The sequence below is a fragment of the Paraburkholderia sp. BR14312 genome, assembly GCF_040948675.1.
GTDB lineage: Bacteria > Pseudomonadota > Gammaproteobacteria > Burkholderiales > Burkholderiaceae > Paraburkholderia > Paraburkholderia nodosa_A.
Window position 1 is genome coordinate 336,253 of the sequence record NZ_JBFPKI010000004.1, and the last position, 22,049, is coordinate 358,301.

Consider the following 22,049-nt stretch of genomic DNA (forward strand, 5'->3'; position numbering starts at 1 on the left):
AAATCGATTGACGGGCAACAGGCGGGCAATGGGCTTTTTGAAGGTTTTTTATTTAAACAAAATCAATGTGTTATGCAATTCGTTTTGTGATGTGAAACATAATTTTCCATCTTGCAATGGGTCCCTTTGTGCCACGCAGCACGATTTTTTACGAAGCAAAAAAATTTTTCACATCATGAAATCTACGCGAAGATAAAAAAAGACCGGTGCCTAAGCACCGGTCCTGGGTATTTCGCTGTGGCGGCGGGGCGGCTCGAAGGCCGCGCCACGCCGTTTCAGGCGATTTAGCTGTCGCGACGCGCGCCACGCGGGCCGTCGTTACGGCGCGCGCCGTAACCGCCACCGCCTTCGCGCGAGCGGCCGTAGCCTTCGCGTTGCTGGCCGTAGCCGCCTCGGTTACCTTCGCCGCGCGAGCCGCCGCCGAAGCCGCCTTCACGCGAACCCGAGTTGTAGCCGCCTTCGCGGGCACCGTAGCCGCCGCGCGAGCCTTCCGGCTTGTTGCCCCAGCTGTTGCCGTTGCGCTCGCCGCCGTTGCCGCCATTGCCGGCACGGGCGCCGTAGCCACCCGGCTTGCCGTTACCGTTGCCGAAGCGACGGCCACCGCCATTGCCGCCACCCGGGCGACCGCGGCCGCCAAAGCCACGGTTGGCCGGCGGCGCCTTGCGCGGCTCGAAGCCTTCCACGACGTTCACCGGCAGCGGCGAACGCACGAAGCGCTCGATACGCTTGAGGGCGCCTTGCTCGGCGTGATGCACGAGGCTCACCGCGGTGCCCGAGCGGCCGGCACGGCCGGTACGGCCGATACGGTGCACGTAGTCTTCGGCGAACTTCGGCAGGTCGTAGTTGAACACGTGCGTGATGCCGGGGATGTCGATACCGCGCGCCGCGACGTCGGTCGCGACGAGCACGCGCACGCGACGCTCGCGCAGCGCGCGGATCGTGCGGTTACGCGCGCCTTGCGGCAGGTCGCCGTGCAGCGCGGCGCTTTCGAAGCCAGCGTCGGCGAGCTTGCCGGCGAGCTGGTCAGCGTCCATCTTGGTCGCCGTGAACACGACAGCCTGGTCGAGGCTCTCGTCGCGCAGCAGATGGTCGAGCAGACGATCCTTGTGATCGCGGTCGTCCACGTAGTGCACGGTTTGCGCGATGTTCGAGGCTGCCTCGACCTTGCGCACGATCTCGATGCGCTCCGGGTCCTTCAGCAGGCGGCCGGTGATCGAAGCGATCTTGCCGTCGAGCGTGGCCGAGAACAGCATCGTCTGACGCGTTTCGGGCGTTGCGGCGACGATCGTGTCGATGTCGTCGATGAAGCCCATGTCGAGCATGCGGTCGGCTTCGTCGAGCACGAGCATCTTGAGTTCGGACAAGTCGATGCGGCCGCGCTCGAGGTGATCGAGCAGACGGCCCGGGGTCGCCACGAGAATCTCGGGGTTCTTTGCGAGCAGCATCAGCTGCTGGCCGTAAGCCACGCCGCCGAGAATGCTGACCGTGCGCAGGCGGCGCAGGTGCTTGCCGTACGTCGAAGCAGCCGTGGTCACCTGCATCGCGAGTTCACGCGTGGGCGTGAGGACGAGGAGACCGGGGCGTGCCACCGGTTGCGGACGGCGCTGGCGGCGATCGCCTTGCGGGCCGTTCGCGCCTTGCGGGCGCGGCTCGCGCGGCTGGGCGGCCAGGGCCTTCTGGATCTGCGCGAAGCGCTCGATGGCGGGCAGCATGAAGGCTGCGGTCTTGCCCGAACCGGTCGGGCTCGAGACCAGCAGGTCGCGTCCGGCGATGGCGACAGGAATGGCGCGTTCCTGCACCGGCGTCGGAGCCTTGTAGCCCGCTGCGATCAGCGCGGAGACGATCTCCGGCGACAGACCGAGTGCCGCGAACGCCGCACCGTCGGTCACATCGGCGGCCTGCGCGGGGGCTTCAACGGAAGCGTCGGCGGCGGCGGAAAGACCGAGGGCCTGATCGGCGATTGCGTCCAGGGGGCTTTGGGTATTGCTCGAAGTCATGAAAATCCTTGTTACACAGGAAATAGAACGTCGGCGCCAATCGGCATACCCAAGTCGTCGGATTTTGCGAACAAATCGAAAAACGGGGGCAATCCGCACACAATGGCGGATTTTTCGTTAGAAGCTGTTTTGGGTGCGGCTCAGGCCGGGATTGGCCAGCCGCCAGCCTGATATTGACGGCCCCAAAAAAAGGGCCATGGCAGGGGGGGACAGGTTCTAAACTGGATTGGAGCTTAACGCTACGAGGCGTTGTGCTGATCGAACGAGCGACCGGAGCACAACGCAGCGCGCAGTATATCTCGTTTTGTTGCGACGCGCCAGAGCGACGCACCGCGAGGGCACGGGTGCGGCGGTGTGACGCAGTGGGCGGGGCGCCTCAACTCGTCACGCGCGCCTTGTCAGTTGCGCGCGTTCAGCTCGTGGCGCCGCTCTTGAGCGATTCAACCAATTCTACGTATTGCTGCCTGGCCGTTTCCTGCGCGGTGCCTTGCAGCGCGGCCCACGCTTCGTACTTGTACTTGCCGACGATATCGGTGAAGCCGGGCTTGTCGCCGTGCACGTCGCCTTCGGTGGCCTGCTTGAAGAGTGCATAGAGGCGCAGCAGCGTCAGATTGCCGGGGCGCTCCGGCAGTTGCTGCACGTCTTGCTGGGCTTGGGCGAACTGAGTGTTCACGTCGCTCATGATTGTTTCCTCCGCATAGTGGTTCAGGTCAGCGCGCCGATGGTAGCAGCGCAAACCCCGGAAAAGCTGGAGCGATTCCTCCACTCGTGCCGGGCACGGGTGGGCCAGAGGAGGCCATGACGCCTGATGCTTGTGCATCCGCCGGTTGGCGAGAGCCCTGGGCCAGCGCGGAGGGCGGGGCATTACAATAGCGCTCATGACCGAAACCGTGCTGCTTGCCCTCGATACTTCGACCGAATATTGCTCGGTCGCGCTGCTTCGCGTCGCCCCTGGCGGCGCAGATCTTTCTCCCTCTACCGGCGGCGAGGCTGCTACCGCGTCGCGCTCGGAAGTCAGCGTCTGGGTGCGCCACGAAGCCACCGGTGCCGTCTCCAGCACGCGGCTCCTGCCGGCCATTGGCGAATTGTTCGACGAAGCCGGCCTCACGCTCGCCGACTGCGACGCGATCGCGTTCGGCGCGGGCCCGGGCTCCTTCACGGGGCTGCGCACGGCGACGGGCGTGGCACAAGGGCTTGCGTTCGGCCTCGATATCCCGGTGGTGCCCGTGGGCACGCTGCTCGTGTGTGCGGAGAGCGCGAGGCTGCGCGATCCTGCCGCGACCCGCGTGCTGGCCGCGCTCGACGCGCGCATGGACGAAGCCTACTGGGCCGACTACGCGTGGGATGCCGCAGCCGGCGACTGGCGCACGCTGCAGGCCGCATCGCTCGACTCGCCGGAGCATATCGCCGCGCCCGAGGCGCCGTTCACGCTGGCGGGCAACGCCGCCGCAGCGTTCGGCGCGCGCCTGACGGCCGCCGCCGCAGCGCGCACGATCGACGCCGAGGCGCTCCCGCACGCGCTGCCGCTGGCGCACGCGGCGTTGCGCGCGTATCGCGCGGGCCGCACGCAACCCGCCGACCAGGCTGCGCCCGAATACGTGCGCAACAAGGTCGCGCAGACCACGGCCGAGCGCCTGGCCGCGAAGGCTGCCGCTCACGGTGGCGCAGGCGGAGAGGGCGCGCAATGAGCGGCGTGCTCATGACCGACCGCTACCTGTCGCCGATGACCGAAAGCGACCTGGACGAAGTCGCGATCGTCGAGCGTTCCGCCTATGAGTTTCCGTGGTCGCGCGGCAACTTCGAGGATTCGCTGCGCAATGGCTACTACGGGCTGTGCATGCGCCACGTCACCGGCACGCTGATCGGTTATTGCGTGCTGATGCCCGTGGTCGACGAGATGCATCTGCTGAATCTGTGTGTCGCGCCTCAGGCGCAGGGCGCGGGCGCGGGGCTCGCCATGCTGCGCGAGGCGGTGCGCATTGCGCGCACGCAGGGGCTCGAAGGCCTGCTGCTCGAAGTCCGGCCTTCGAATCACCGGGCAATCCGGCTGTACGAACAGTTCGGCTTCGTCACGATCGGCCGCCGCAAGAACTACTATCCGGCCCGGCATCACAGCCGCGAGGACGCACTCGTGATGCGTTTTTCTTTTGCAGGGGAGGGCGCGGATGTCGCTCGATGAGATCGCGCTGGAGGAGCTTGGGCTCGCGCCGCGCTGGGTGCGCAAAGGGGCGCGGGGTGCCGCGCCGCTCGAAGCAGTGCGCGAAGATGAGGCCGCTGCGCCGTCGTCCGCGGTGACACGCGCGCAAGCCGAGGCGCCGGCGGCGCCGGTGGTGCCGGTCGTGCATCGTCCGGTCGCTGCGGCGGAGCCGTCCGAAATACACCCGGCCGCCGCGGAGCGCTCGCAAGCACCGCAGCCCGTTGCGCGCGCTGCTTCGCCATCGACGCCCGCACCGCGTTCATCGGACGAACCGCCGCCCCTCACCGACGAAGATTTCGCCTGGTTCGACACAGTGGCCCAGCCGGTTCTGCCTCACGACGCCGAGCCGGCGCAGGCTGACGGCGCACCGCGCAACGATGTCGCGACGCTCGACTGGGACGCGCTCGCCGAATGCGTGGCCTCGTGCACGCGCTGCCGCCTGTGCGAGAAGCGCACCAACACCGTGTTCGGCGTAGGCGATCGCGAGGCCGACTGGATGCTGATCGGCGAGGCGCCCGGCGAGAACGAAGACCGCCAGGGCGAGCCCTTCGTCGGCCAGGCCGGCAAGCTGCTCGACAACATGCTGCGCGCGCTCTCGCTCGCCCGTGGCGAGAACGTCTATATCGCGAACGTCATCAAGTGCCGCCCGCCTGGCAACCGCAATCCGGAACCCGACGAGGTCGCGCGCTGCGAGCCGTATCTGCAGCGGCAGGTGGCGCTCGTGAAGCCGAAGATCATCGTCGCGCTCGGGCGTTTCGCGGCGCAAAGCCTGCTCAAGACCGATGGCAGCATCGCGTCGCTGCGCGGACGCGTCCACGAATACGAGGGCGTGCCCGTCATCGTCACCTATCACCCCGCTTATTTGCTGCGCAGCCTGCACGACAAGGCGAAGGCCTGGACCGACCTCTGTCTCGCCCGCGACACCTGGCGTGCGGCGTCCGGCGGCGAGCAATGAACGCTGCGCGGCCCGCGAACGTATCCGGCGCCCAATGTGCCGGGGGCGACGGCGGGCCGCAAGACGATGCTGGGTCTCAGCGTGTGCCTGGTAGCGGCGCGAACCGCGACATACTCGATCGCCTCGCCGATCCGGCCGTGCGCGATCTCGCGTGGCTGCTTTTCAGCGCGGATCTGTTGCGTGCGCAACCACCGCTAGCTCCATTGGCGCAATGGTGCGCCGATGCCGATGAAGCGCGCGCCACACGCGACTGGCTCGCGCAACTCGATCGCGATCCGGCGCGGCTGCATGAAGCGCTCATGGCCGCGCCGACGCACCGCCTCGGCCGCTATGCCGAAAATCTGCTGGGATGGTTTCTCGCGCATGGACCGGCGGCGCAGCTCGTCGCGCAGAACGTGCCGCTGCGCCGTGCGGGGCTCACGCTCGGCGAGTGCGATTTTCTCGTGCGCACGCGGGCCGGCGAACGTCTGCATTGGGAGCTGGCGGTGAAGTGCTACCTGCACGCAGGACCGGGCGATGACGCACGTGCGTCGCTCGCCGAATTCGTCGGGCCGAATCTGCGCGATCGCTTTGATCTGAAACTGACGCATCTGCGCGACCGTCAACTGCGTTTGAGCGCACACGAAGAATTCGCTTCGCTGGGCTACGAAGGCCATTGGCTCGCGCAGATGTTCGTGAAAGGCTGGCTCTTCTACCGGGCGGGAGAGGGGGCGCCGTCACGGGTGGAGGACGCCCCCGAGCTGACCGCAGATCATGGGCGTGGCTGGTGGGTGACGTGCTCGGACTGGCCGGCGTTCGCCGGGCAACAGGCCGCCGATGGCTGGAGCGTCCTGCCGAGGCTCGCATGGCTCGCGCCGCGCAGGCTGGCGGACGCGCCCTGCGTCGACCCCAACGCGTTACTCGATGCGTTAGCCCGGCCAGACGAGCCCGCGCTGATTGCGGCATTCACGCCCGACAGCGCAGGCGGCTACCGCGAACAGTCGCGCGGCTTCATCGTTCCCGACGACTGGCCTGCGCGCGCCGCGGCATTTGCACGTCAATAAGCGCGCGCAAGCACGCTCACCACCAGCGCCAGAAGTGATGCACGGGTCCGACGCCATGACCGACGTCGAGCCGCTCACTGGCCTCGAGCGCCGCCGTCAGATACTGCTTGGCTTCGCCAATGGCCGTTGCGAGCGTCCCGCGCTGCGGCCACAGTGCGGCAATCGCAGACGAGAGCGTGCAGCCCGTGCCGTGCGTATTCGTGACCGGCACGCGCGGGCCGCCCAGGCGCAGCGTGCCGCCGGCTTCGATGAGCCAATCGGGGCTGTCCGCGCTGCCCAGATGCCCGCCTTTCATGAGCACCGCCTGCGCCCCGAGCGCGCGCAGCGCTTCGCCTTGCTCGACCATCGCGGCTTCGTCTGCGGCGGGCGGCACGCCGAGCAGCGCCGCGGCCTCCGGCAGATTCGGCGTGACGACGCCCGCTAGTGGCAGCAGCTCCTCGCGCAGCGCAGCGACGGCTTCGGGCGCGAGCAGGGCGTGATTGCTCTTCGAGATCATCACGGTGTCGAGCACGACGCGCGGCGGCTGATGGCGGCGCAGCGCGTCGGCGACGGCGCGCACGATCTGCGCGTTGGCGAGCATGCCGATCTTCACGGCGTCGATGCGGATGTCGTCGAACACGGCGTCGAGCTGCGCGGTGACGAAGCCCGCGTCGGGCGCGTGGATCGCGGTGACGCCACGCGTGTTCTGCGCGGTGAGCGCCGTGATGACGCTCGCGCCGTACGCGCCGAGCGCGGAGAACGCCTTGAGGTCGGCCTGAATGCCCGCACCGCCGCCCGAGTCGGAGCCGGCGATCGTGAGAACGTTGGAAATCGGTGAAGTCATGGCAGCGTCAGGTGCGCGTCGCGCGCGGCCGGGTCGACAAGACGTGCCGCGCGTGCGCAGGGAAGGATCGATTCAGCAGAGGTGCTGGCCGGACGGTGTGCGGTCAGGCGCGCCCATCAATGCCTGTGATTTTCGCCGATCAGCGCGACCGAGTCGAACGAGCGTTGATTCGCCTGGTGGCGGCGCATCACGAGCCACATCATCAGACAGACGAACGTGCCGAACAGCACGATCACGATCGTCACCGGCACGTCGAGCCAGACGAGCACGGCGTAGAGGCACAGCATCACGAGCACCGAGAGGTTCTCGTTGAAGTTCTGCACGGCGATGGAGTGGCCCGCGGAGAGCAGCACGTGGCCGCGGTGCTGGAGCAGCGCGTTCATCGGCACGACGAAGAAGCCCGAAAGGCCGCCTACGACCATGAGGAAGATGTACGCAAAAATCAGGTAGCCGGGAATGCGCATGTGGCCGATATGCAGGCCCCAATGCGGCGGAAAGAGATGGCGCGTGTAGAACGCCATGAGCATGACCGCAAGACCCATGATGATGCCGACCGGCAGCACCGAGAGCGACTTCTTGAGCGGCACGCGCGCGGCCGCGATCATGGCGCCGGCCGCCACGCCCACGGCCACCACGGCCTGCAGCACAGCGCCTTCGGAGAGCGACATGCCGAGTGAGACTTCGGCCCACTTGAGCACGATGAATTGCAACGTCGCGCCCGCGCCCCAGAAGAGCGTCGTGACCGCGAGCGAGATCTGCCCGAGCTTGTCGCGCCAGAGCGTGTTGAAGCAGTCGGCGAAGTCGCTGATGAGGCGGATGACACCGTGCTGCTGGCGCGGGTAGCGTGCGCCGGTGTCGGGAATACGCAGATTGAAGAGGGCGGCGATTACGTAAATCACCATGATGACGACCATCGCGGCTTCGGCGGGCGTGCTGATCGCGGCGGGCGTATGGCGCAGCACATGCGACGCGATGTGGGGGCTGATCAACGCGCCGCCGAGCACGGTGCCGAGAATGATCGAGCCGACTGTCGTGCCCTCGATCCAGCCGTTGGCGGCGACGAGGCGCTCAGGCGGCAGCAGCTCGGTCAGGATGCCGTACTTGGCGGGAGAATAAGCCGCAGCCCCGAAACCCACAACGCCATAGGCGAACAAGGGATGGGTGCCTGCCAGCATCATGGCGCAGCCCACGACCTTGATCGTGTTCGTGATGAACATCACGCGGCCCTTAGGGCGGGAATCTGCGAAGGCGCCGACGAAGGCGGCAAGAACGACGTAGGAGAGGACGAAGAACAGCTTGAGCAGCGGCGTCATCCAGTTCGGGGCGTGGAGGTCTTTCAGCAGTGCAATTGCAGCGATGAGGAGCGCATTGTCGGCCAACGACGAAAAAAACTGCGCGGCCATGATGGTGTAAAAGCCTTTTTTCATCTGATGCGATGCTTTCCTCGCTGCGGTCCGTCCGCCCCGGACGGGTGGGAGGCATCCGGGCTTATTACGTTCGAAATGGGTTGTGCGCAGGGCTTTATATCACGAAAATAGGTGTATTCGGACTAGCACATTCCTTGAGCGCCCGTCAGGCGGGCCTGCGGGGCGCTGAAAACACCCTGTAAGCTCCTGATTCGAAAGCGTCTTTGCGAAAAAATCTCCCATGCCGCGCCCCCTCTCAGCAACGATTCACACCGCCGCTCTCGCCAATAACCTCGCCGTCGTCCGCCAGTACGCGCCAAAGTCGAAAATCTGGGCCGTGGTGAAGGCCAACGCCTACGGGCACGGGCTTGCGCGCGCGTTCCCCGGCCTGCGCGCAACCGACGGTTTCGGCCTGCTCGACCTCGAGGAGGCCGTGAAGCTGCGCGAACTCGGCTGGGCGGGGCCGATCCTGCTGCTCGAAGGTTTCTTCCGGCCGACCGACATCGACGTGATCGACCGCTACAGCCTCACAACCGTCGTGCACAGCGACGAGCAGATGCGCATGCTCGAAATGGCGCGTCTGTCGAAGCCGGTCAACGTCCAGCTCAAAATGAACAGCGGTATGAACCGGCTCGGCTACACGCCGGAGAAGTACCGCGCCGCATGGGAGCGTGCGCGTGCCTGTGCAGGCATCGGCCAGATCACGCTGATGACGCACTTCGCCGACGCCGACACGCCGCGCGGCGTCGGCGAGCAAATGGAAACGTTCGAGCGCGGCGCGCAAGGCATTGCCGGCGCGCGCAGCCTCGCCAATTCGGCCGCCACGCTGTGGCATCCTTCGACGCACTTCGACTGGGTGCGCCCCGGCATCATTCTGTATGGCGCTTCGCCATCGGGTTTCGCCTCGGCGCTCGAAGGCACAGGCCTGCAGCCGGCCATGACGCTCGCGTCGGAACTCATCGCCACGCAGCATGTGGCTGAAGGACAGACCGTCGGCTACGGCTCGATCTTCACGGCGCGCAAGCCCATGCGCATCGGCGTGGTGGCGTGCGGTTACGCCGACGGCTATCCGCGCGTCGCGCCCGAAGGCACGCCCGTGATCGTCGACGGCGTGCTCACGCATGTGGTGGGCCGCGTCTCGATGGACATGCTTACCGTCGACCTCACGCCGGTGCACACCGCGGGCGTGGGCGCGCGCGTGGAGCTGTGGGGCAACAATCTGCCCATCGACGACGTCGCGAAAGCCTGCGGCACGATCGGCTACGAGCTGATGTGCGCCGTTGCGCCGCGTGTTCCCGTGCGGGCCGAATAACGCCATGGCAAAGAGCATGGCGAAGGTCAAGACACTGTATACATGTACCGAATGCGGCGGGCAGGCTCCCAAGTGGCAAGGCCAGTGCCCCGCGTGCGGCGCGTGGAACACGCTCGTGGAGGGCGTTGCGGAAACGGCGAGCAGCCACCGTTTCCAGTCGCTCGCGAAGAGCGCCCCGGTGCGGCGTCTCGCCGATATCGAGGCGTCCGACGTGCCGCGCTTTACGACCGGCGTGGGCGAGTTCGACCGCGTGCTGGGCGGCGGCCTCGTTGCAGGCGGCGTGGTGCTGATCGGCGGCGACCCCGGGATCGGCAAATCGACGCTGCTCTTGCAGTCGCTCGCGCAAATCGCGGCTGAGCGTCGTGCGCTCTATGTAAGCGGCGAAGAATCGGCGGCGCAGATCGCGTTGCGCGCGCAACGACTGGCGCTGCTCGACCCAGGCTCCATGGCGAGCGAGCTGCAACTGCTCGCCGAGATCCAGCTCGAAAAGATTCAGGCGACGATCGAGGCCGAGAAGCCCGACGTCGCGGTCATCGACTCGATCCAGACGATCTACTCCGAAGCGCTGACTTCCGCGCCCGGCTCGGTCGCGCAGGTGCGCGAGTGCGCGGCGCAGCTCACGCGCATCGCGAAGCAGTCGGGCACGGCGATCATCATGGTCGGCCACGTGACGAAGGAGGGCAACCTGGCGGGTCCGCGGGTGCTCGAGCACATCGTCGACACCGTGCTGTATTTCGAAGGCGACACGCATTCGTCGTTCCGGCTCGTGCGCGCGTTCAAGAACCGCTTCGGCGCGGTCAACGAGCTGGGTGTGTTCGCGATGACGGAGAAGGGCCTGCGCGGCGTGGCGAATCCCTCGGCGCTCTTTCTCTCACAGCACGAGCAGAGCGTGCCGGGCTCCTGCGTGCTCGTGACCCAGGAAGGCTCGCGTCCGTTGCTCGTCGAAGTGCAGGCGCTCGTCGACACGGCGCACGTGCCGAATCCACGACGCCTCGCCGTCGGCCTCGAACAAAACCGGCTCGCCATGCTGCTGGCGGTGCTGCATCGCCATGCCGGCATCGCGTGCTTCGATCAGGACGTGTTCCTCAACGCCGTGGGCGGCGTGAAGATCACGGAGCCGGCCGCCGATCTCGCCGTGCTGCTCGCCATTCATTCTTCGATGCGTAACAAGGCGTTGCCCAAGGGTCTGATCGTTTTTGGCGAAGTGGGCCTCGCGGGCGAGATCCGACCCTCGCCGCGCGGGCAGGATCGTCTGAAGGAAGCGGCGAAGCTCGGTTTTTCATGCGCCCTGATTCCCCGCGCCAATGCGCCGAAACAGCCGATCGAAGGTTTACAGGTGATTGCGGTGGAGCGCCTCGAGGAAGCGATCGACCGGATACGCGAACTGGATTGAGCGCGCCGCGCACGTGCAGATGGCCTGTACTGGCGCGTAATGATTAGTAACAACCCTGGTTCCGGCTGTAACCATTTCAGACTGCGATTTCCCTATCCTTGGCGCGGTGTTCAACCCGTGTCGAGCGGAAAGGATAGCGACTTGAAACAGACTGATACGTCCTTCGGCGGTCGTTCGATCGTCGTGCGCGGCTGCCGGGTGTCCGAGCCGCTCATGCAACCTTGGGGCAGCACGTGCCGCATCGTCGAGTGGATCGATGGCGACGGGCGCATTTCGCGCCGCGTGGTAGCAGAAGACGTGACGGCGGCCGAAGTGCGCAGCACCATTGCGCACCACGTGGAAGGCCGCAAGTACGTCATGTACGACGACGAGCGGTCGCCGCGGCAAACGCTGCCGCGACGCTAAACAAATATGGGCGCTGCGATGCGCCCATTTTTCATTATGCCAAGGGTGATGCGGGTTACGGCGAGGACTAGCCCCAAGGGCCGTAAGTGAAGGGCTTCTTGCCGCCAGGCGCGCCCGGCGTGTCGGTGCCTTGGCCTGGCTGGGCGGGTTGGACCGGTCGGGCAGGTTGGGCGGCATGCGTAGGAACACCTGGCTGAGAAGGCGCCGCCTGCATAGCGGGGTCGGCCTGCTGGGTTTGCCTCGCGGCCATTTCGTCCATCATGGCTTGCAGCACGTCGGCGTTGAAGAGGGGATGGCGCGACGCCTCGCCTGGCGTGAGGACGGGCGATACACAGGTGTCGATCGCCTCCAGACGGTCGATCCAGGTCTGCAGCGACTCCGACTCGATGATGGCCGCCAACTCGCGCGTGAGCGCCGCGGCATCCGCGCCGCCGATCGCCTGACCGAGACTCCAGTGCCGCTCCGCCCAGTCGTCGCGGCCAAGGGCCTGGCACAGCGTCTGCCAGAACTTCAACTCGAGCGCGCCGACGGCGAGCCACCGCCCGTCTTGCGTGCGATAGAGGTTGTAGCAGGGCACGCCGCCGTTGAGCAGACCGCCGCCCGGCTGCAGCGCCGCGGCGTCGTCGTTGGCGAGCGCGACCTGGGCGACCACGTTGTGCGCGTAGCTCGCGTGCGCCATCGAAACATCGACGAAACGACCCTCGCCGCCGCGCGCCACCTGCCAGAGCGCCGCGAGAATCTGGGTGACCGCACTGAGTGCGCCGCCAAGCAGGTCGGCAATCTGGAAGTTGGGCAGCACCGGCACGCCGTCGCGCGCGGCCAACTGGTCGAGCACGCCCGAATAGGCGACATAGTTGATGTCGTGGCCAGGATGGCCGGCGAACGGGCCGGTAGTGCCGTAGCCCGTGATCGCGCAGTAGACGAGTTTCGGATTGACCTTGCGCAATGCCTCGTAGCCTACGCCGAGGCGGTCCATCACACCGGGCCGGAAGCTTTCGACGAGCACGTCGGCGTCGCGGGCAAGCGCAAACAACACCGAACGGCCGCTCTCGGTCTTCAGATCGACTCGCGTTTCGCGCTTGCCGCGGTTGACGAGGCGATAGAACGCGCCGGGGCGCGCGGCCACTTCGTCCACTGCGCTTTGCATCATCACGCGCGCCGCGTCGCCTGCACCGGGCGGCTCGATTTTCAGGACATCGGCGCCCATTTCCGCGAGCCGCAACGTGGCCACGGGCCCAGGCAAGAGGCGGGTCAGATCCAGTACGCGAAGGCCCTGCAATGCGGCGGGTGACGACACTCGTGGCTCCCTGGCGAAAATACCTGGCGAAAGCGCCTGGTGGCGCGATGGTGAAGCAGCGTTGCGCTAGCCGATCTGCTCGAGTTCCTCGTGCGCATCGAGCCATTCGGCTTCGAGCGTTTCGAGGCGCGAGGCGACTTCGGCCTGGCGGCGAATCGCGTCGGTCAGGCGGCTCTTCTGCTGAGGCTCGTAGCTCGCCGGGTCGGCGACGAAGGTGTCGAGCGTGCTCTTTTCGCTGTTGAGCGCATCCATTTCCTTTTCGATCTTGCCGATTTTCGCCTGTAACGGCTTCTTCAGGTGCGCAACCTTCTGGCGCTGCCCGGCTTCCTGGCGGCGCTGTTCCTTGCGATTGACGCCATCGGCGGCACCTGCGCCATTTGCCGCATCCGCCGTGCCGGAAGCGGCCTCCTTGAGCGCCGCGCGTTGCTCGGCCGCGTGTTGCAGCAGCCAGTCGCGGTAGTCGTCGAGGTCGCCGTCGAACGGCTGCAGACGGTGCTTCGCCACCAGCATGAACTGATCGGTCGTGGCGCGCAGCAAATGCCGGTCGTGCGACACGAGGATCAGCGTGCCTTCGAACTGCGCGAGCGCCATGGTGAGCGCATGCCGCGTTTCGAGGTCGAGGTGGTTGGTCGGCTCGTCGAGCAGCAGCAGGTTGGGCTTTTGCCAGATGATCAGCGCGAGCGCGAGGCGCGCCTTCTCGCCGCCCGAGAACGGCGCGATGGGCGCCGTGGCCATTTCGCCGGGGAAGTTGAAGCCGCCGAGGAAGTCGCGCAGCTCCTGCTCACGCGTGTCGGGTGCGAGACGGGCGAGATGCTGGAGCGGCGAGTCGTCCGGGCGCAGCGTTTCGAGCTGGTGCTGCGCGAAATAGCCGATTTGCAGGCCCTTGCCCGTGCTCAGCTCGCCGGAGAGCGCCGCGAGCGTGCCCGCGAGCGTCTTGATGAGCGTGGACTTGCCCTGGCCGTTCGCACCGAGCAGGCCGATACGCTGGCCGTTCTGGATCGAGAGCGTGACGCGCTCGACGATGGGCGTTTCGCTGCCATCTTCAGCCCGATAGCCGCAGCGCACGTCTTCCATCACGAGCATGGGGTTGGGCGCGGAGTCGGGCGTGCGGAATTCGAACGTGAACGGCGAACTGGCGTGCGCCGGTGCGATCAACTCCATCTTTTCCAGCGCCTTCACGCGGCTTTGCGCCTGGCGCGCCTTGGTGGCCTTGGCCTTGAAGCGGTCGATGAAGTTTTGCAGATGGGCGACGGTGCGCTGCTGCTTTTCATAGGCGCTTTGCTGGAGCGCCAGTCGTTGCGCGCGCAGGATCTCGAACTGCGAGTAATTGCCGCCGTAACGCTTGATCTGCTGGTTCTCCAGATGCAGCGTGACGTTGCAGATCGAGTCGAGGAATTCGCGGTCGTGCGAGATTACGACGAGCGTGCCGGGATAGCGGTGCAGCCAGTCTTCGAGCCAGACGATCGCGTCCAGATCCAGGTGGTTCGTGGGCTCGTCGAGCAGCAGCAGGTCGGAGCGGCACATGAGCGCCTGCGCGAGGTTCAGACGCATGCGCCAGCCGCCCGAGAAGCTCGAGACGCTCTGGCGCGTTTGCTCGAGCGTGAAGCCGAGGCCGAGGAGCAGCGCTTCGGCTCGCGCGGGAGCCGTGTAGCCGTCGGCGTCGGCGAAGGCACCGTGCGCTTCGGCTTCCGCCGCGCCGTCGTGCGCCGCCGAGGCCGCGGCGATGCGGGCCTCGATTTCGCGCAGCGCGGCGTCGCCGTCCAGCGCGTAGTCGAGCGCGGTGCGCTCGACCGCCGGCGTTTCCTGCGCGACGTGCGCGATGCGCCAGGACGGCGGCAGCGAGAAGTCGCCGGCGTCGGCGTGCAGTTCGCCGCGCAGCACGGCGAACAGGGTCGATTTGCCCGCGCCGTTCGCGCCGATGAGACCGACCTTTTCGCCGGGGTTCAGCGTGAACGAGGTCTGTTCGAAAAGCGGCTTGGTGCCGCGGGCAAGACTGAATTGGTTGAAGCGGATCACGACGGCGCCGGCAGGAAGAAAACGAAAGAAAGCGCTATTTTAAACCGGGGCGCGCAGCCTGGGCGCGCTCAGGCCGGCATTGGCCGAACGGCTAGCCGCCTGGTCGAGTGCTAATTGCGCGTTTTCTCACGTAGACTGGCGCTTTTCCACGGGAGAGCCAGATGACATCGATCTATTCGTTTTCGGCGCAACCGCTCGGCGGCGGCGAGCCGGTGAGCCTCGAGCGCTATACGGGCAAGGTGCTCCTGATCGTCAATACCGCGAGCGAATGCGGATTCACGCCGCAGTACGCGGGCCTGCAAACGCTGTATGACCAGTACGCCGCGCGCGGGCTCGCGGTGCTCGGCTTTCCGTGCAACCAGTTCGGCAAGCAGGAACCCGGCGACGCCGCGCAGATCGGCAGCTTCTGCGAGAAGAACTACGGCGTCACGTTCCCTATGTTCGAAAAGATCGACGTGAAAGGGGCGAACGCGCATCCGCTGTATCGCTGGCTCACGGGCGAGGCGCCGGGGCTGCTCGGGCTCGGCGGCATCAAATGGAATTTCACGAAGTTTCTGGTCGACCGCAACGGCGATGTGGTGAAGCGCTATGCGCCGATGACGAAACCCGAGGCGATTGCGGCGGACATCGAGAAGCAGCTCTGAGCGCAGCCTGGCGGCGCAGGCGCGCTAGAGAATCGGCGCGAAGAGCCGCGCGAGATGCATCGTGATCTTGCGCCACGCGGGCGCGTCGCGGTATTCGCTGCGATCGATCTCGAACGCCTCGTCGAAATCGCGCAGCAGCATCGCTTCGACTTCGGCCGCGAAGCCGCGATGCACGGTCAGCACCATGATCTCGAAGTTCAGGCGAAACGACCGGTTATCCAGATTCGCGCTGCCGATCGCCGCAGCCACGTCGTCGATCAGCACGACCTTCTGGTGCAGAAAGCCCGGCTTGTAGCGAAAGATGCGGATGCCCGCGCGTACCGCATCGAAGGCGTACAGCATCGACGCCTCGAAGACCACGTAATGGTCGCGCCGGCTCGGGATCATGATGCGCACGTCCACGCCGCGCAGGGCCGCGAGGCGCAGGGCCGAAAATACGGCTTCGTCGGGCACGAGGTAGGGCGTCGTGATCCACAGGCGTTTTTTTGCGGCGTTGATCGCCTCGACGAAGAAGAGCGAGCAGGTCTCCTGGCGGTCGGCCGGCCCCGTGGGCAGAACGAGGCAGTACATGTCATCGCCGTCCCGCGGCACGACCGTGGGCGGCTCGCAGCCGGGCAACTGCTGGGTGGCCCAGTACCAGTCCTCGGTGAAGGCGAACTGCACGTTGGCGACCGCCGGTCCGCGCAGTTCGATATGCGTGTCGCGCCACGGAGAAAGGCGCGTGTTCGCGCCCAGGTATTCGATGCCCACGTTGTGGCCGCCCACGAATGCGTGCTGGCCGTCCACCACGACGATCTTGCGGTGGTTGCGGAAATTGAGCTGGAAGCGATTCACGAAGTGACGCTTCGTCGAGAACGGGTGCACTTCCACGCCGCCGTCCTGCAACTCGTGCACGTAACTGGCGGGCAGGTCGAACGAGCCGATGCTGTCGTAGAGGAAGTACACGCGTACGCCGCGTTTCGTGCAGTCGAGCAGCACGTCCTTGAGCATGTCGCCGAGCGCGTCGGCGCGCACGATGAAGAACTGCACGATCACGTAGTGCCGGGCTTGCTCGATCGCATCGAAGATGGCGGAGAAGGTCGCTTCGCCATTCACGAGCGTGCGCACGGCGTTGCCCGGCACGAGCGGCATCCCGCCCAGGCGCGCGAATGTGCGGATCACGCGTACGCCCAGCTCGTCGGCAGGCCATTCGCCCGCGCGGACGAGCTTGTCCCAGTCGGGCGCGTGAGCGCGTGAGCGCAAGGTTTCGTTGCGCAGCCGCCGCGCGTCCGCATAGCCCGCGAACTTGCTGCGGCCAAGAAAGAGATACGGGACGAGCGTGAGGTAGGGCATCGTCGCGAGAGAGACGGCCCAGGCAATCGCGCCTTGCGAGGTGCGCGTGTTGAGGATGGCGTGGCACGCTGCGATCAGTCCGAGCAAATGGATGATCGCGAGCAGCGTGCCGAGATGTGACCAGTCGAATCGCATAGATGCGTGGGACGCTCCTTCAGCCGGACGCAGGACCGGCCCGCGCCGGGAAGCGCACGGCCGGAGGGCTCAATCTTACCGAACCCGCTGCGATGACGGCGAGCGCCCCGGTCCTGCACGCGGCGAGACACGGCGCACAGGCGCCGCGGCTCTTTCGCACAGGACGATCAGACCGGCAGGTCGCAGGCCTGGATCAGGAAGACCTGGTCGTCGCCGGCGCTCGTCGAGAGCCAGACGAGATCGAGGCCGCCGAACGCCGCTTCCACGTTCTCGCGCTCGTTGCCAATTTCGATCACCAGCACACCGTCGTCGGTGAGCCAGTTGCGTGCGTCCTTGACGATGCGGCGCACGATGTCCATGCCGTCCGCGCCGCCCGCGAGCGCCAGTTCCGGCTCGTGGCGGTATTCGGGCGGCAGCGCCTGCATCGAGTCGGCGTTCACGTACGGCGGGTTCGTGATGATCACGTCGTAGCGGCGCTCGGGCAGCGGCGCGTACAGGTCGCCTTCGAAGAGGGCGATGCGCTCGTCGAGATCGTGTTCATGCACGTTGCGCCGCGCCACTTCGAGGGCGGGTGCGGACAGATCGACGGCATCGATGTCGGCGTTCGGAAACGCGTGCGCCGCGAGAATCGCAAGGCTCGCCGAGCCGGTGCATAGCTCCAGCACCGCCGTGACCTGTTCGGGATCTTCCACGTAGGGCTGCAGGCCGTCTGCGAGCAGCTCGCCAATGAACGAGCGCGGCACGATGACGCGCTCATCGACGTAGAAGCGCAGGCCGTGCATCCACGCTTCCTGCGTGATGTAGGCCGCGGGGACGCGGTCGGTCGCGCGGCGCTCGATCACGCCGAGCACCTTGTCGATTTCCTCGCTCGTGAGGCGCGCGTCGAGAAACGGGTCGAGCAGGTCGAGCGGCAAATGCAGCGTGTGCAGGATCAGGTACGCGGCTTCGTCGTAGGCGTTGTTCGAGCCGTGGCCGAACGCGAGTTGCGCGGCCGAAAAGCGCGAGACACCGTAGCGCAGCAGGTCGCGAACGGTGGCAAAGGTAGCGGCGAGCGGATGGGTCATGTTCTGGACTCCAGAGCGTGTTCGGTGGGCCGGTCAGGCGATCAGCTGTTCGAGCACGCGGCGATAGACGTTCTTGAGCGGATCGATGAATTTCACTTCGATATGCTCATCGATCTTGTGGATGCTGGCGTTCGGCGGCCCGAACTCCACGACTTGCTCGCACATGCGGGCGATGAAGCGGCCATCGGATGTGCCACCTGTGGTCGAAAGCTCGGTCGTGACGCCGGTTTCGTCGTGGATCGCTTTTTCGAGCGCATTCGAGAGCGCGCCGCGCGGCGTGAGGAAGGGCAGCCCGCTCACGCTCCAGTGCAGGTCGTATTCGAGGCCGTGCTTGTCGAGGATCGCGTGGACGCGCTTTTGCAGGCCTTCCACCGTGCTCGCGGTCGAGAAGCGGAAGTTGAACATCACATCGGCGTGGCCCGGAATCACGTTGCTCGCGCCGGTGCCGCTGTGCATGTTCGACACCTGCCACGTGGTGGGCGGGAAGTACTCGTTGCCGTCGTCCCACTTTTCGGCGACGAGTTCGGCGAGCGCGGGCGCCAGGAGATGCACCGGGTTCTTCGCGAGATGCGGATAGGCGATATGCCCCTGCACACCCTTCACGACGAGCTTGCCCGACATCGAGCCGCGGCGGCCGTTCTTCACGCAGTCGCCGAGCGTATGCGTCGAAGTCGGCTCGCCCACGATGCAGTAATCCATCTTCTCGCCGCGCGCCTCCAGCGCCTCGACGACCTTCACGGTCCCGTCGGTGGCCGGGCCTTCTTCATCGCTCGTGATGAGGAACGCGATGCCGCCGCGATGCTGCGGATGCGCCGCCACGAACTCTTCGCTCGCCACCACGAAGGCCGCGAGCGAGGTTTTCATGTCGGCGGCGCCGCGGCCATAGAGGATGCCGTCGCGATGCGAGGGCTGGAACGGCGGCGAACTCCATTGCTCGATGGGGCCGGTGGGCACGACGTCGGTGTGGCCCGCGAAGGCGAGCAGCGGGCCTTGCGCGCCCGCAGTGCCGCGCTTGACGGCCCACAGGTTGGTCACGCCGTTGGATTCGATCGTTTCGCACGCGAAGCCGAGCGCACCAAGGCGTTCGGTCATGATGCGCTGGCAGTGCTGGTCGTCGGGCGTGACGGACGCGCGCGCGATCAGGGCTTCGGTAAGGGCGAGGGTGGCGGACATAAAAAGACCACTTTCAATAAAAATGCCGGCGCCGCTGATGGAGCAGGGGCCGGCAACAACGTGTCATGACCATGTGCGCCCAAGCTGCCATCAAGCAGTTCAGACGCACCGGTCTCATGCGGCGCTCAAGCGAACAGCTCCGCATACTGGTCGGCGGAAAAGCCGAGCGTCTTTACGCGGCCGTTCACCACGACGACGGGCCGCTTGATGATCGACGGCTTGTGGATCATCAGCGCGATCGCGCCGGCGGTCGTGTCGGCTTCGGCCTTGTGCACGTCCGACAGGCCGCGCCAGGTCGTGCCGCGCTTGTTGATCAGCTGATCGAGCGACACGTCCTTGAGCCAGTCCTGGACGAGCGCATTCGAGACGCCCGCTTTCTTGAAGTCGTGAAACTCGAACTCGACGCCGTGCTCTTCGAGCCACACACGGGCCTTCTTCACGGTGTCGCAGTTCGGAATGCCGTAGACGACGGTCTTGGCGGACTTCGCCATCAGTCGCCTCGCAGCAGCTCGTTCAGGCCGACCTTGGCGCGCGTCTTGGCGTCGACCTTCTTGACGATCACGGCGCAGTACAGGCTGTGCGAGCCGTCCTTCGAGGGCAGGTTGCCCGCGACCACGACCGAGCCTGCCGGGATGCGGCCGTACGAGACTTCGCCGGTTTCGCGGTCGTAAATCTTGGTCGACTGGCCAAGGTAGACGCCCATCGAGATGACCGAGTTCTCTTCGACGATCACGCCTTCCACGACTTCCGAGCGCGCGCCGATGAAGCAGTTGTCTTCGATGATGACCGGGTTGGCCTGCAGCGGCTCCAGCACGCCGCCGATGCCGACGCCGCCCGAAAGGTGCACGTTCTTGCCGATCTGCGCGCACGAACCGACCGTGGCCCACGTATCGACCATCGTGCCTTCGTCGACATAGGCGCCGATGTTGGTGTACGACGGCATCAGCACGACGTTCTTCGCGATGAACGAGCCGCGACGCGCGATGGCCGGCGGCACGACGCGAAAGCCGCCGGCGGCGAAGTCTTCGGCCGTGTAGTTGGCGAACTTCGAGGGCACCTTGTCGTAGAACTGGCTGTAGCCGCCCGCGGGCATCGGTGCGTTGTCTTCCAGGCGGAACGACAGCAGCACGGCCTTCTTCACCCATTGGTTGACGACCCAGTCGCCGTCCTTCTTCTCGGCGCAGCGCAGCGCGCCTTTGTCCAGCTCGGCGATGACATGGGCGACGGCTTCGCGCACGTCGTTCGGAGCCGACCTGGGCGAGAAGTCGGCGCGGTTTTCCCAGGCGGTGTCGATGATCTGCTGAAGTTGTTGCGACATGGTGGTGATTTCGTGAGATTGATGGTTGAAAGCGGTGTTGCGCGCCGTAAGGGGCGGGACCCCGGCGCGCACGAAAAAGGCTTTACGGTTTGAGCGAGCGGCAGAACTCGACGATGCGCTGCGCGCCTTCGATGCACTCCTCGACGTCGGCGACGAGCGCCATGCGCACGAAGTCTTTACCCGGATTCGTGCCATGCGCCTCGCGCGCGAGGAACGAGCCGGGCAGAACCGTCACATTATAGTCGGCGTAGAGACGCTGGGCGAACGCGGTGTCCGCGAGGCCGGTGCGCGCGACGTTGGCCCAGAGATAGAACGCGGCGTCCGGCAATTTCACGTCGAGCACGTCGGCGAGCATGGGTGTGACGGTCGAGAACTTCTTCACGTATTTCGCGCGGTTTTCGCGCACGTGCGCCTCGTCGCCCCATGCCGCGATGCTGGCGGATTGCCAGACCGGCGACAGTGCCGCGCCGTGATAGGTGCGGTACAGCAGGAACTGCTTGAGGATGGCGGCGTCCCCGGCGACGAACCCCGAGCGCATGCCCGGCGCGTTCGAGCGCTTCGAAAGGCTCGACAGCATGACGAGGCGCTCGAAGCCGCGGCCCAGCTTGTGCGCCGCTTCGAGACCGCCGAGCGGCGGCGTGGCCTCGTCGAAGTAGATCTCCGAGTAGCACTCGTCCGAGGCGATCACGAAGCCGTAGCGGTCGGAGAGCGCGAACAGCTCGCGCCAGTCGTCGAGCGTGATCACGGCACCCGTGGGATTGCCCGGCGAGCACACGTACAGCAGCTGCGTGCGCGCCCAGACTTCTTCGGGAACCTGCGAATAGTCGCAGGCGAAGTTGCGGGCCGGATCGCTATTTACGAAGTACGGCTCGCCGCCTCCGAGCAGCGCGGCGCCTTCGTAGATCTGGTAGAAAGGGTTCGGGCAGAGTACGATCGCCCGCTTTGCCGGGTCTTTCACGCCCGCTGTCGGGTCGACCACGGCCTGCGCGAGCGCGAACAGCGCCTCGCGCGAGCCGGACACAGGCAGGATTTCCGTGTTCGCATCGATGGCCGGCAGCCCGTAGCGCGCCTTCACCCAGTTCGCAATCGACTCGCGCAGCGCCGGGGTGCCCGCCGTGGCCGGGTACGACGAGAGGCCGTCGAGCGAAGCGACGATGGCGTCGCGGATCAGCGCCGGCGTGGGGTGTTTCGGCTCGCCGATCCCGAAGCTGATGTGGCGCAGGCCGGCGTTCGGCGTGATGTCCTTGAAGAGCACGCGCAGCTTTTCGAAGGGATAGGACTGAAGGGTGTCGAGTAGCGGATTCACTTGGGGCTGGACGGGCGTGGGCGAAAGACGGATGGCATGGCGCGCAGGATTCGGGTGGCCACCGCGGGCCGGCGAGCCGGTTGCACCGCGCTCGGCGTAGAAACACCGATGCACGGCGCGGCCTTGCGGCTGCAAGCGGTCGATTATAGCGTGGCGCTGCTGCTGCTGCGGGCGCCGGCCGGATCCCGCCCTGGCGCGGCCGGTGCTTGCCGGGCGACGAAATAAAGGAAAAG

Annotated in this window: 20 protein-coding genes; 8 read left to right on the forward strand and 12 right to left on the reverse strand. The window is 66.3% G+C overall.

Annotation, left to right across the window (positions count from 1 at the left end):
* Positions 1-284 precede the first annotated feature (284 nt).
* Entirely contained in the window at positions 285-1,997 is a 1,713-nt protein-coding gene (locus AB3X98_RS13630; RefSeq protein WP_368605056.1) for a DEAD/DEAH box helicase, read from the reverse strand.
* A 412-nt stretch (positions 1,998-2,409) separates the two neighbouring features.
* Positions 2,410-2,679: an acyl-CoA-binding protein gene (locus tag AB3X98_RS13635; RefSeq protein ID WP_028204087.1), complete on the reverse strand. Its 270-nt coding sequence runs from the start codon at positions 2,677-2,679 to the stop codon at positions 2,410-2,412.
* Between the two features lie 196 nt (positions 2,680-2,875).
* Here AB3X98_RS13635 and tsaB point away from each other — a divergent pair, with 196 nt between their 5' ends.
* The 4 genes from tsaB (at position 2,876) to AB3X98_RS13655 (ending at position 6,192) form a co-directional block, all read left to right on the forward strand.
* Positions 2,876-3,685, forward strand: a complete 810-nt coding sequence (gene tsaB / locus AB3X98_RS13640) for a tRNA (adenosine(37)-N6)-threonylcarbamoyltransferase complex dimerization subunit type 1 TsaB (RefSeq protein ID WP_368605057.1) — start codon at positions 2,876-2,878, stop codon at positions 3,683-3,685.
* Positions 3,682-4,176, forward strand: a complete 495-nt coding sequence (rimI, locus tag AB3X98_RS13645; protein WP_069265597.1) for a ribosomal protein S18-alanine N-acetyltransferase — start codon at positions 3,682-3,684, stop codon at positions 4,174-4,176. The genes tsaB and rimI overlap by 4 nt, the downstream gene beginning before the upstream one ends.
* A complete protein-coding gene (locus tag AB3X98_RS13650; RefSeq protein WP_368605058.1) occupies positions 4,163-5,149 on the forward strand; it encodes a uracil-DNA glycosylase family protein in 987 nt (328 codons plus the stop codon). Before rimI ends, AB3X98_RS13650 begins: the two co-directional genes overlap by 14 nt.
* 83 nt (positions 5,150-5,232) lie before the next feature.
* Positions 5,233-6,192, forward strand: a complete 960-nt coding sequence (locus AB3X98_RS13655) for a DUF1853 family protein (RefSeq protein WP_069265599.1) — start codon at positions 5,233-5,235, stop codon at positions 6,190-6,192.
* Between the two features lie 16 nt (positions 6,193-6,208).
* On the opposite strand, the gene thiD is transcribed toward AB3X98_RS13655, so the two are convergent.
* The gene (gene thiD, locus AB3X98_RS13660) at positions 6,209-7,015 is read right to left on the reverse strand and encodes a bifunctional hydroxymethylpyrimidine kinase/phosphomethylpyrimidine kinase (RefSeq protein WP_342945846.1); all 807 of its coding nucleotides are present in this window, start codon (positions 7,013-7,015) and stop codon (positions 6,209-6,211) included.
* A 116-nt stretch (positions 7,016-7,131) separates the two neighbouring features.
* Entirely contained in the window at positions 7,132-8,442 is a 1,311-nt protein-coding gene (lplT, locus tag AB3X98_RS13665; RefSeq protein WP_069265601.1) for a lysophospholipid transporter LplT, read from the reverse strand.
* Between the two features lie 220 nt (positions 8,443-8,662).
* Here lplT and alr point away from each other — a divergent pair, with 220 nt between their 5' ends.
* The 3 genes from alr to AB3X98_RS13680 all read left to right on the forward strand — a co-directional run bounded on the left by alr (position 8,663) and on the right by AB3X98_RS13680 (position 11,531).
* Positions 8,663-9,733, forward strand: a complete 1,071-nt coding sequence (alr, locus tag AB3X98_RS13670) for an alanine racemase (RefSeq protein ID WP_069265602.1) — start codon at positions 8,663-8,665, stop codon at positions 9,731-9,733.
* A 16-nt stretch (positions 9,734-9,749) separates the two neighbouring features.
* Positions 9,750-11,126, forward strand: a complete 1,377-nt coding sequence (gene radA, locus AB3X98_RS13675) for a DNA repair protein RadA (protein ID WP_069265603.1) — start codon at positions 9,750-9,752, stop codon at positions 11,124-11,126.
* Between the two features lie 141 nt (positions 11,127-11,267).
* Positions 11,268-11,531, forward strand: coding sequence for a DUF2866 domain-containing protein (locus AB3X98_RS13680; protein ID WP_042265827.1), 264 nt, complete (start codon positions 11,268-11,270; stop codon positions 11,529-11,531).
* Positions 11,532-11,598: 67 nt separating this feature from the next.
* Here AB3X98_RS13680 and AB3X98_RS13685 read toward each other — a convergent pair whose 3' ends face one another.
* Positions 11,599-12,828: a CaiB/BaiF CoA transferase family protein gene (locus AB3X98_RS13685; RefSeq protein ID WP_368605059.1), complete on the reverse strand. Its 1,230-nt coding sequence runs from the start codon at positions 12,826-12,828 to the stop codon at positions 11,599-11,601.
* 66 nt (positions 12,829-12,894) lie between these two features.
* Positions 12,895-14,844 carry an ATP-binding cassette domain-containing protein gene (locus AB3X98_RS13690; protein WP_368605060.1) on the reverse strand — a complete coding sequence of 650 codons (1,950 nt, stop codon included), beginning with the start codon at positions 14,842-14,844 and terminating at the stop codon, positions 12,895-12,897.
* A gap of 161 nt (positions 14,845-15,005) precedes the next feature.
* Between AB3X98_RS13690 and AB3X98_RS13695 the strand changes: the two genes are divergently transcribed.
* Positions 15,006-15,488 carry a glutathione peroxidase gene (locus AB3X98_RS13695; protein ID WP_069265605.1) on the forward strand — a complete coding sequence of 161 codons (483 nt, stop codon included), beginning with the start codon at positions 15,006-15,008 and terminating at the stop codon, positions 15,486-15,488.
* A 24-nt stretch (positions 15,489-15,512) separates the two neighbouring features.
* Here AB3X98_RS13695 and cls read toward each other — a convergent pair whose 3' ends face one another.
* The 6 genes from cls to dapC all read right to left on the reverse strand — a co-directional run bounded on the left by cls (position 15,513) and on the right by dapC (position 21,816).
* Positions 15,513-16,955 (reverse strand): cardiolipin synthase, encoded by a 1,443-nt coding sequence (gene cls / locus AB3X98_RS13700; protein ID WP_342945842.1) that lies wholly within the window; start codon positions 16,953-16,955, stop codon positions 15,513-15,515.
* A gap of 167 nt (positions 16,956-17,122) precedes the next feature.
* Positions 17,123-18,019 carry a 50S ribosomal protein L3 N(5)-glutamine methyltransferase gene (prmB, locus tag AB3X98_RS13705; protein WP_342945841.1) on the reverse strand — a complete coding sequence of 299 codons (897 nt, stop codon included), beginning with the start codon at positions 18,017-18,019 and terminating at the stop codon, positions 17,123-17,125.
* Positions 18,020-18,052: 33 nt separating this feature from the next.
* Entirely contained in the window at positions 18,053-19,192 is a 1,140-nt protein-coding gene (gene dapE / locus AB3X98_RS13710) for a succinyl-diaminopimelate desuccinylase (RefSeq protein ID WP_368605061.1), read from the reverse strand.
* A 125-nt stretch (positions 19,193-19,317) separates the two neighbouring features.
* Entirely contained in the window at positions 19,318-19,683 is a 366-nt protein-coding gene (locus tag AB3X98_RS13715) for an ArsC family reductase (protein ID WP_028204073.1), read from the reverse strand.
* On the reverse strand, positions 19,683-20,510 hold the full coding sequence (dapD, locus tag AB3X98_RS13720) for a 2,3,4,5-tetrahydropyridine-2,6-dicarboxylate N-succinyltransferase (protein WP_069265609.1): 828 nt from the start codon (positions 20,508-20,510) through the stop codon (positions 19,683-19,685). The genes AB3X98_RS13715 and dapD overlap by 1 nt, the downstream gene beginning before the upstream one ends.
* Before the next feature lie 82 nt (positions 20,511-20,592).
* Positions 20,593-21,816: a succinyldiaminopimelate transaminase gene (dapC, locus tag AB3X98_RS13725; protein WP_342945840.1), complete on the reverse strand. Its 1,224-nt coding sequence runs from the start codon at positions 21,814-21,816 to the stop codon at positions 20,593-20,595.
* Positions 21,817-22,049 lie beyond the last annotated feature (233 nt).

Bases quoted from the DNA above. Each gene is read 5' to 3' on its own strand.
- AB3X98_RS13630 (WP_368605056.1), bottom strand. From the start codon at position 1,997: ATGACTTCGAGCAATACCCAAAGCCCCCTGGACGCAATCGCCGATCAG.
- AB3X98_RS13635 (WP_028204087.1), bottom strand. From the start codon at position 2,679: ATGAGCGACGTGAACACTCAGTTCGCCCAAGCCCAGCAAGACGTGCAG.
- tsaB (WP_368605057.1), top strand. From the start codon at position 2,876: ATGACCGAAACCGTGCTGCTTGCCCTCGATACTTCGACCGAATATTGC.
- rimI (WP_069265597.1), top strand. From the start codon at position 3,682: ATGAGCGGCGTGCTCATGACCGACCGCTACCTGTCGCCGATGACCGAA.
- AB3X98_RS13650 (WP_368605058.1), top strand. From the start codon at position 4,163: ATGTCGCTCGATGAGATCGCGCTGGAGGAGCTTGGGCTCGCGCCGCGC.
- thiD (WP_342945846.1), bottom strand. From the start codon at position 7,015: ATGACTTCACCGATTTCCAACGTTCTCACGATCGCCGGCTCCGACTCG.
- lplT (WP_069265601.1), bottom strand. From the start codon at position 8,442: ATGAAAAAAGGCTTTTACACCATCATGGCCGCGCAGTTTTTTTCGTCG.
- alr (WP_069265602.1), top strand. From the start codon at position 8,663: ATGCCGCGCCCCCTCTCAGCAACGATTCACACCGCCGCTCTCGCCAAT.
- radA (WP_069265603.1), top strand. From the start codon at position 9,750: ATGGCGAAGGTCAAGACACTGTATACATGTACCGAATGCGGCGGGCAG.
- AB3X98_RS13695 (WP_069265605.1), top strand. From the start codon at position 15,006: ATGACATCGATCTATTCGTTTTCGGCGCAACCGCTCGGCGGCGGCGAG.
- cls (WP_342945842.1), bottom strand. From the start codon at position 16,955: ATGCGATTCGACTGGTCACATCTCGGCACGCTGCTCGCGATCATCCAT.
- prmB (WP_342945841.1), bottom strand. From the start codon at position 18,019: ATGACCCATCCGCTCGCCGCTACCTTTGCCACCGTTCGCGACCTGCTG.
- dapE (WP_368605061.1), bottom strand. From the start codon at position 19,192: ATGTCCGCCACCCTCGCCCTTACCGAAGCCCTGATCGCGCGCGCGTCC.
- AB3X98_RS13715 (WP_028204073.1), bottom strand. From the start codon at position 19,683: ATGGCGAAGTCCGCCAAGACCGTCGTCTACGGCATTCCGAACTGCGAC.
- dapD (WP_069265609.1), bottom strand. From the start codon at position 20,510: ATGTCGCAACAACTTCAGCAGATCATCGACACCGCCTGGGAAAACCGC.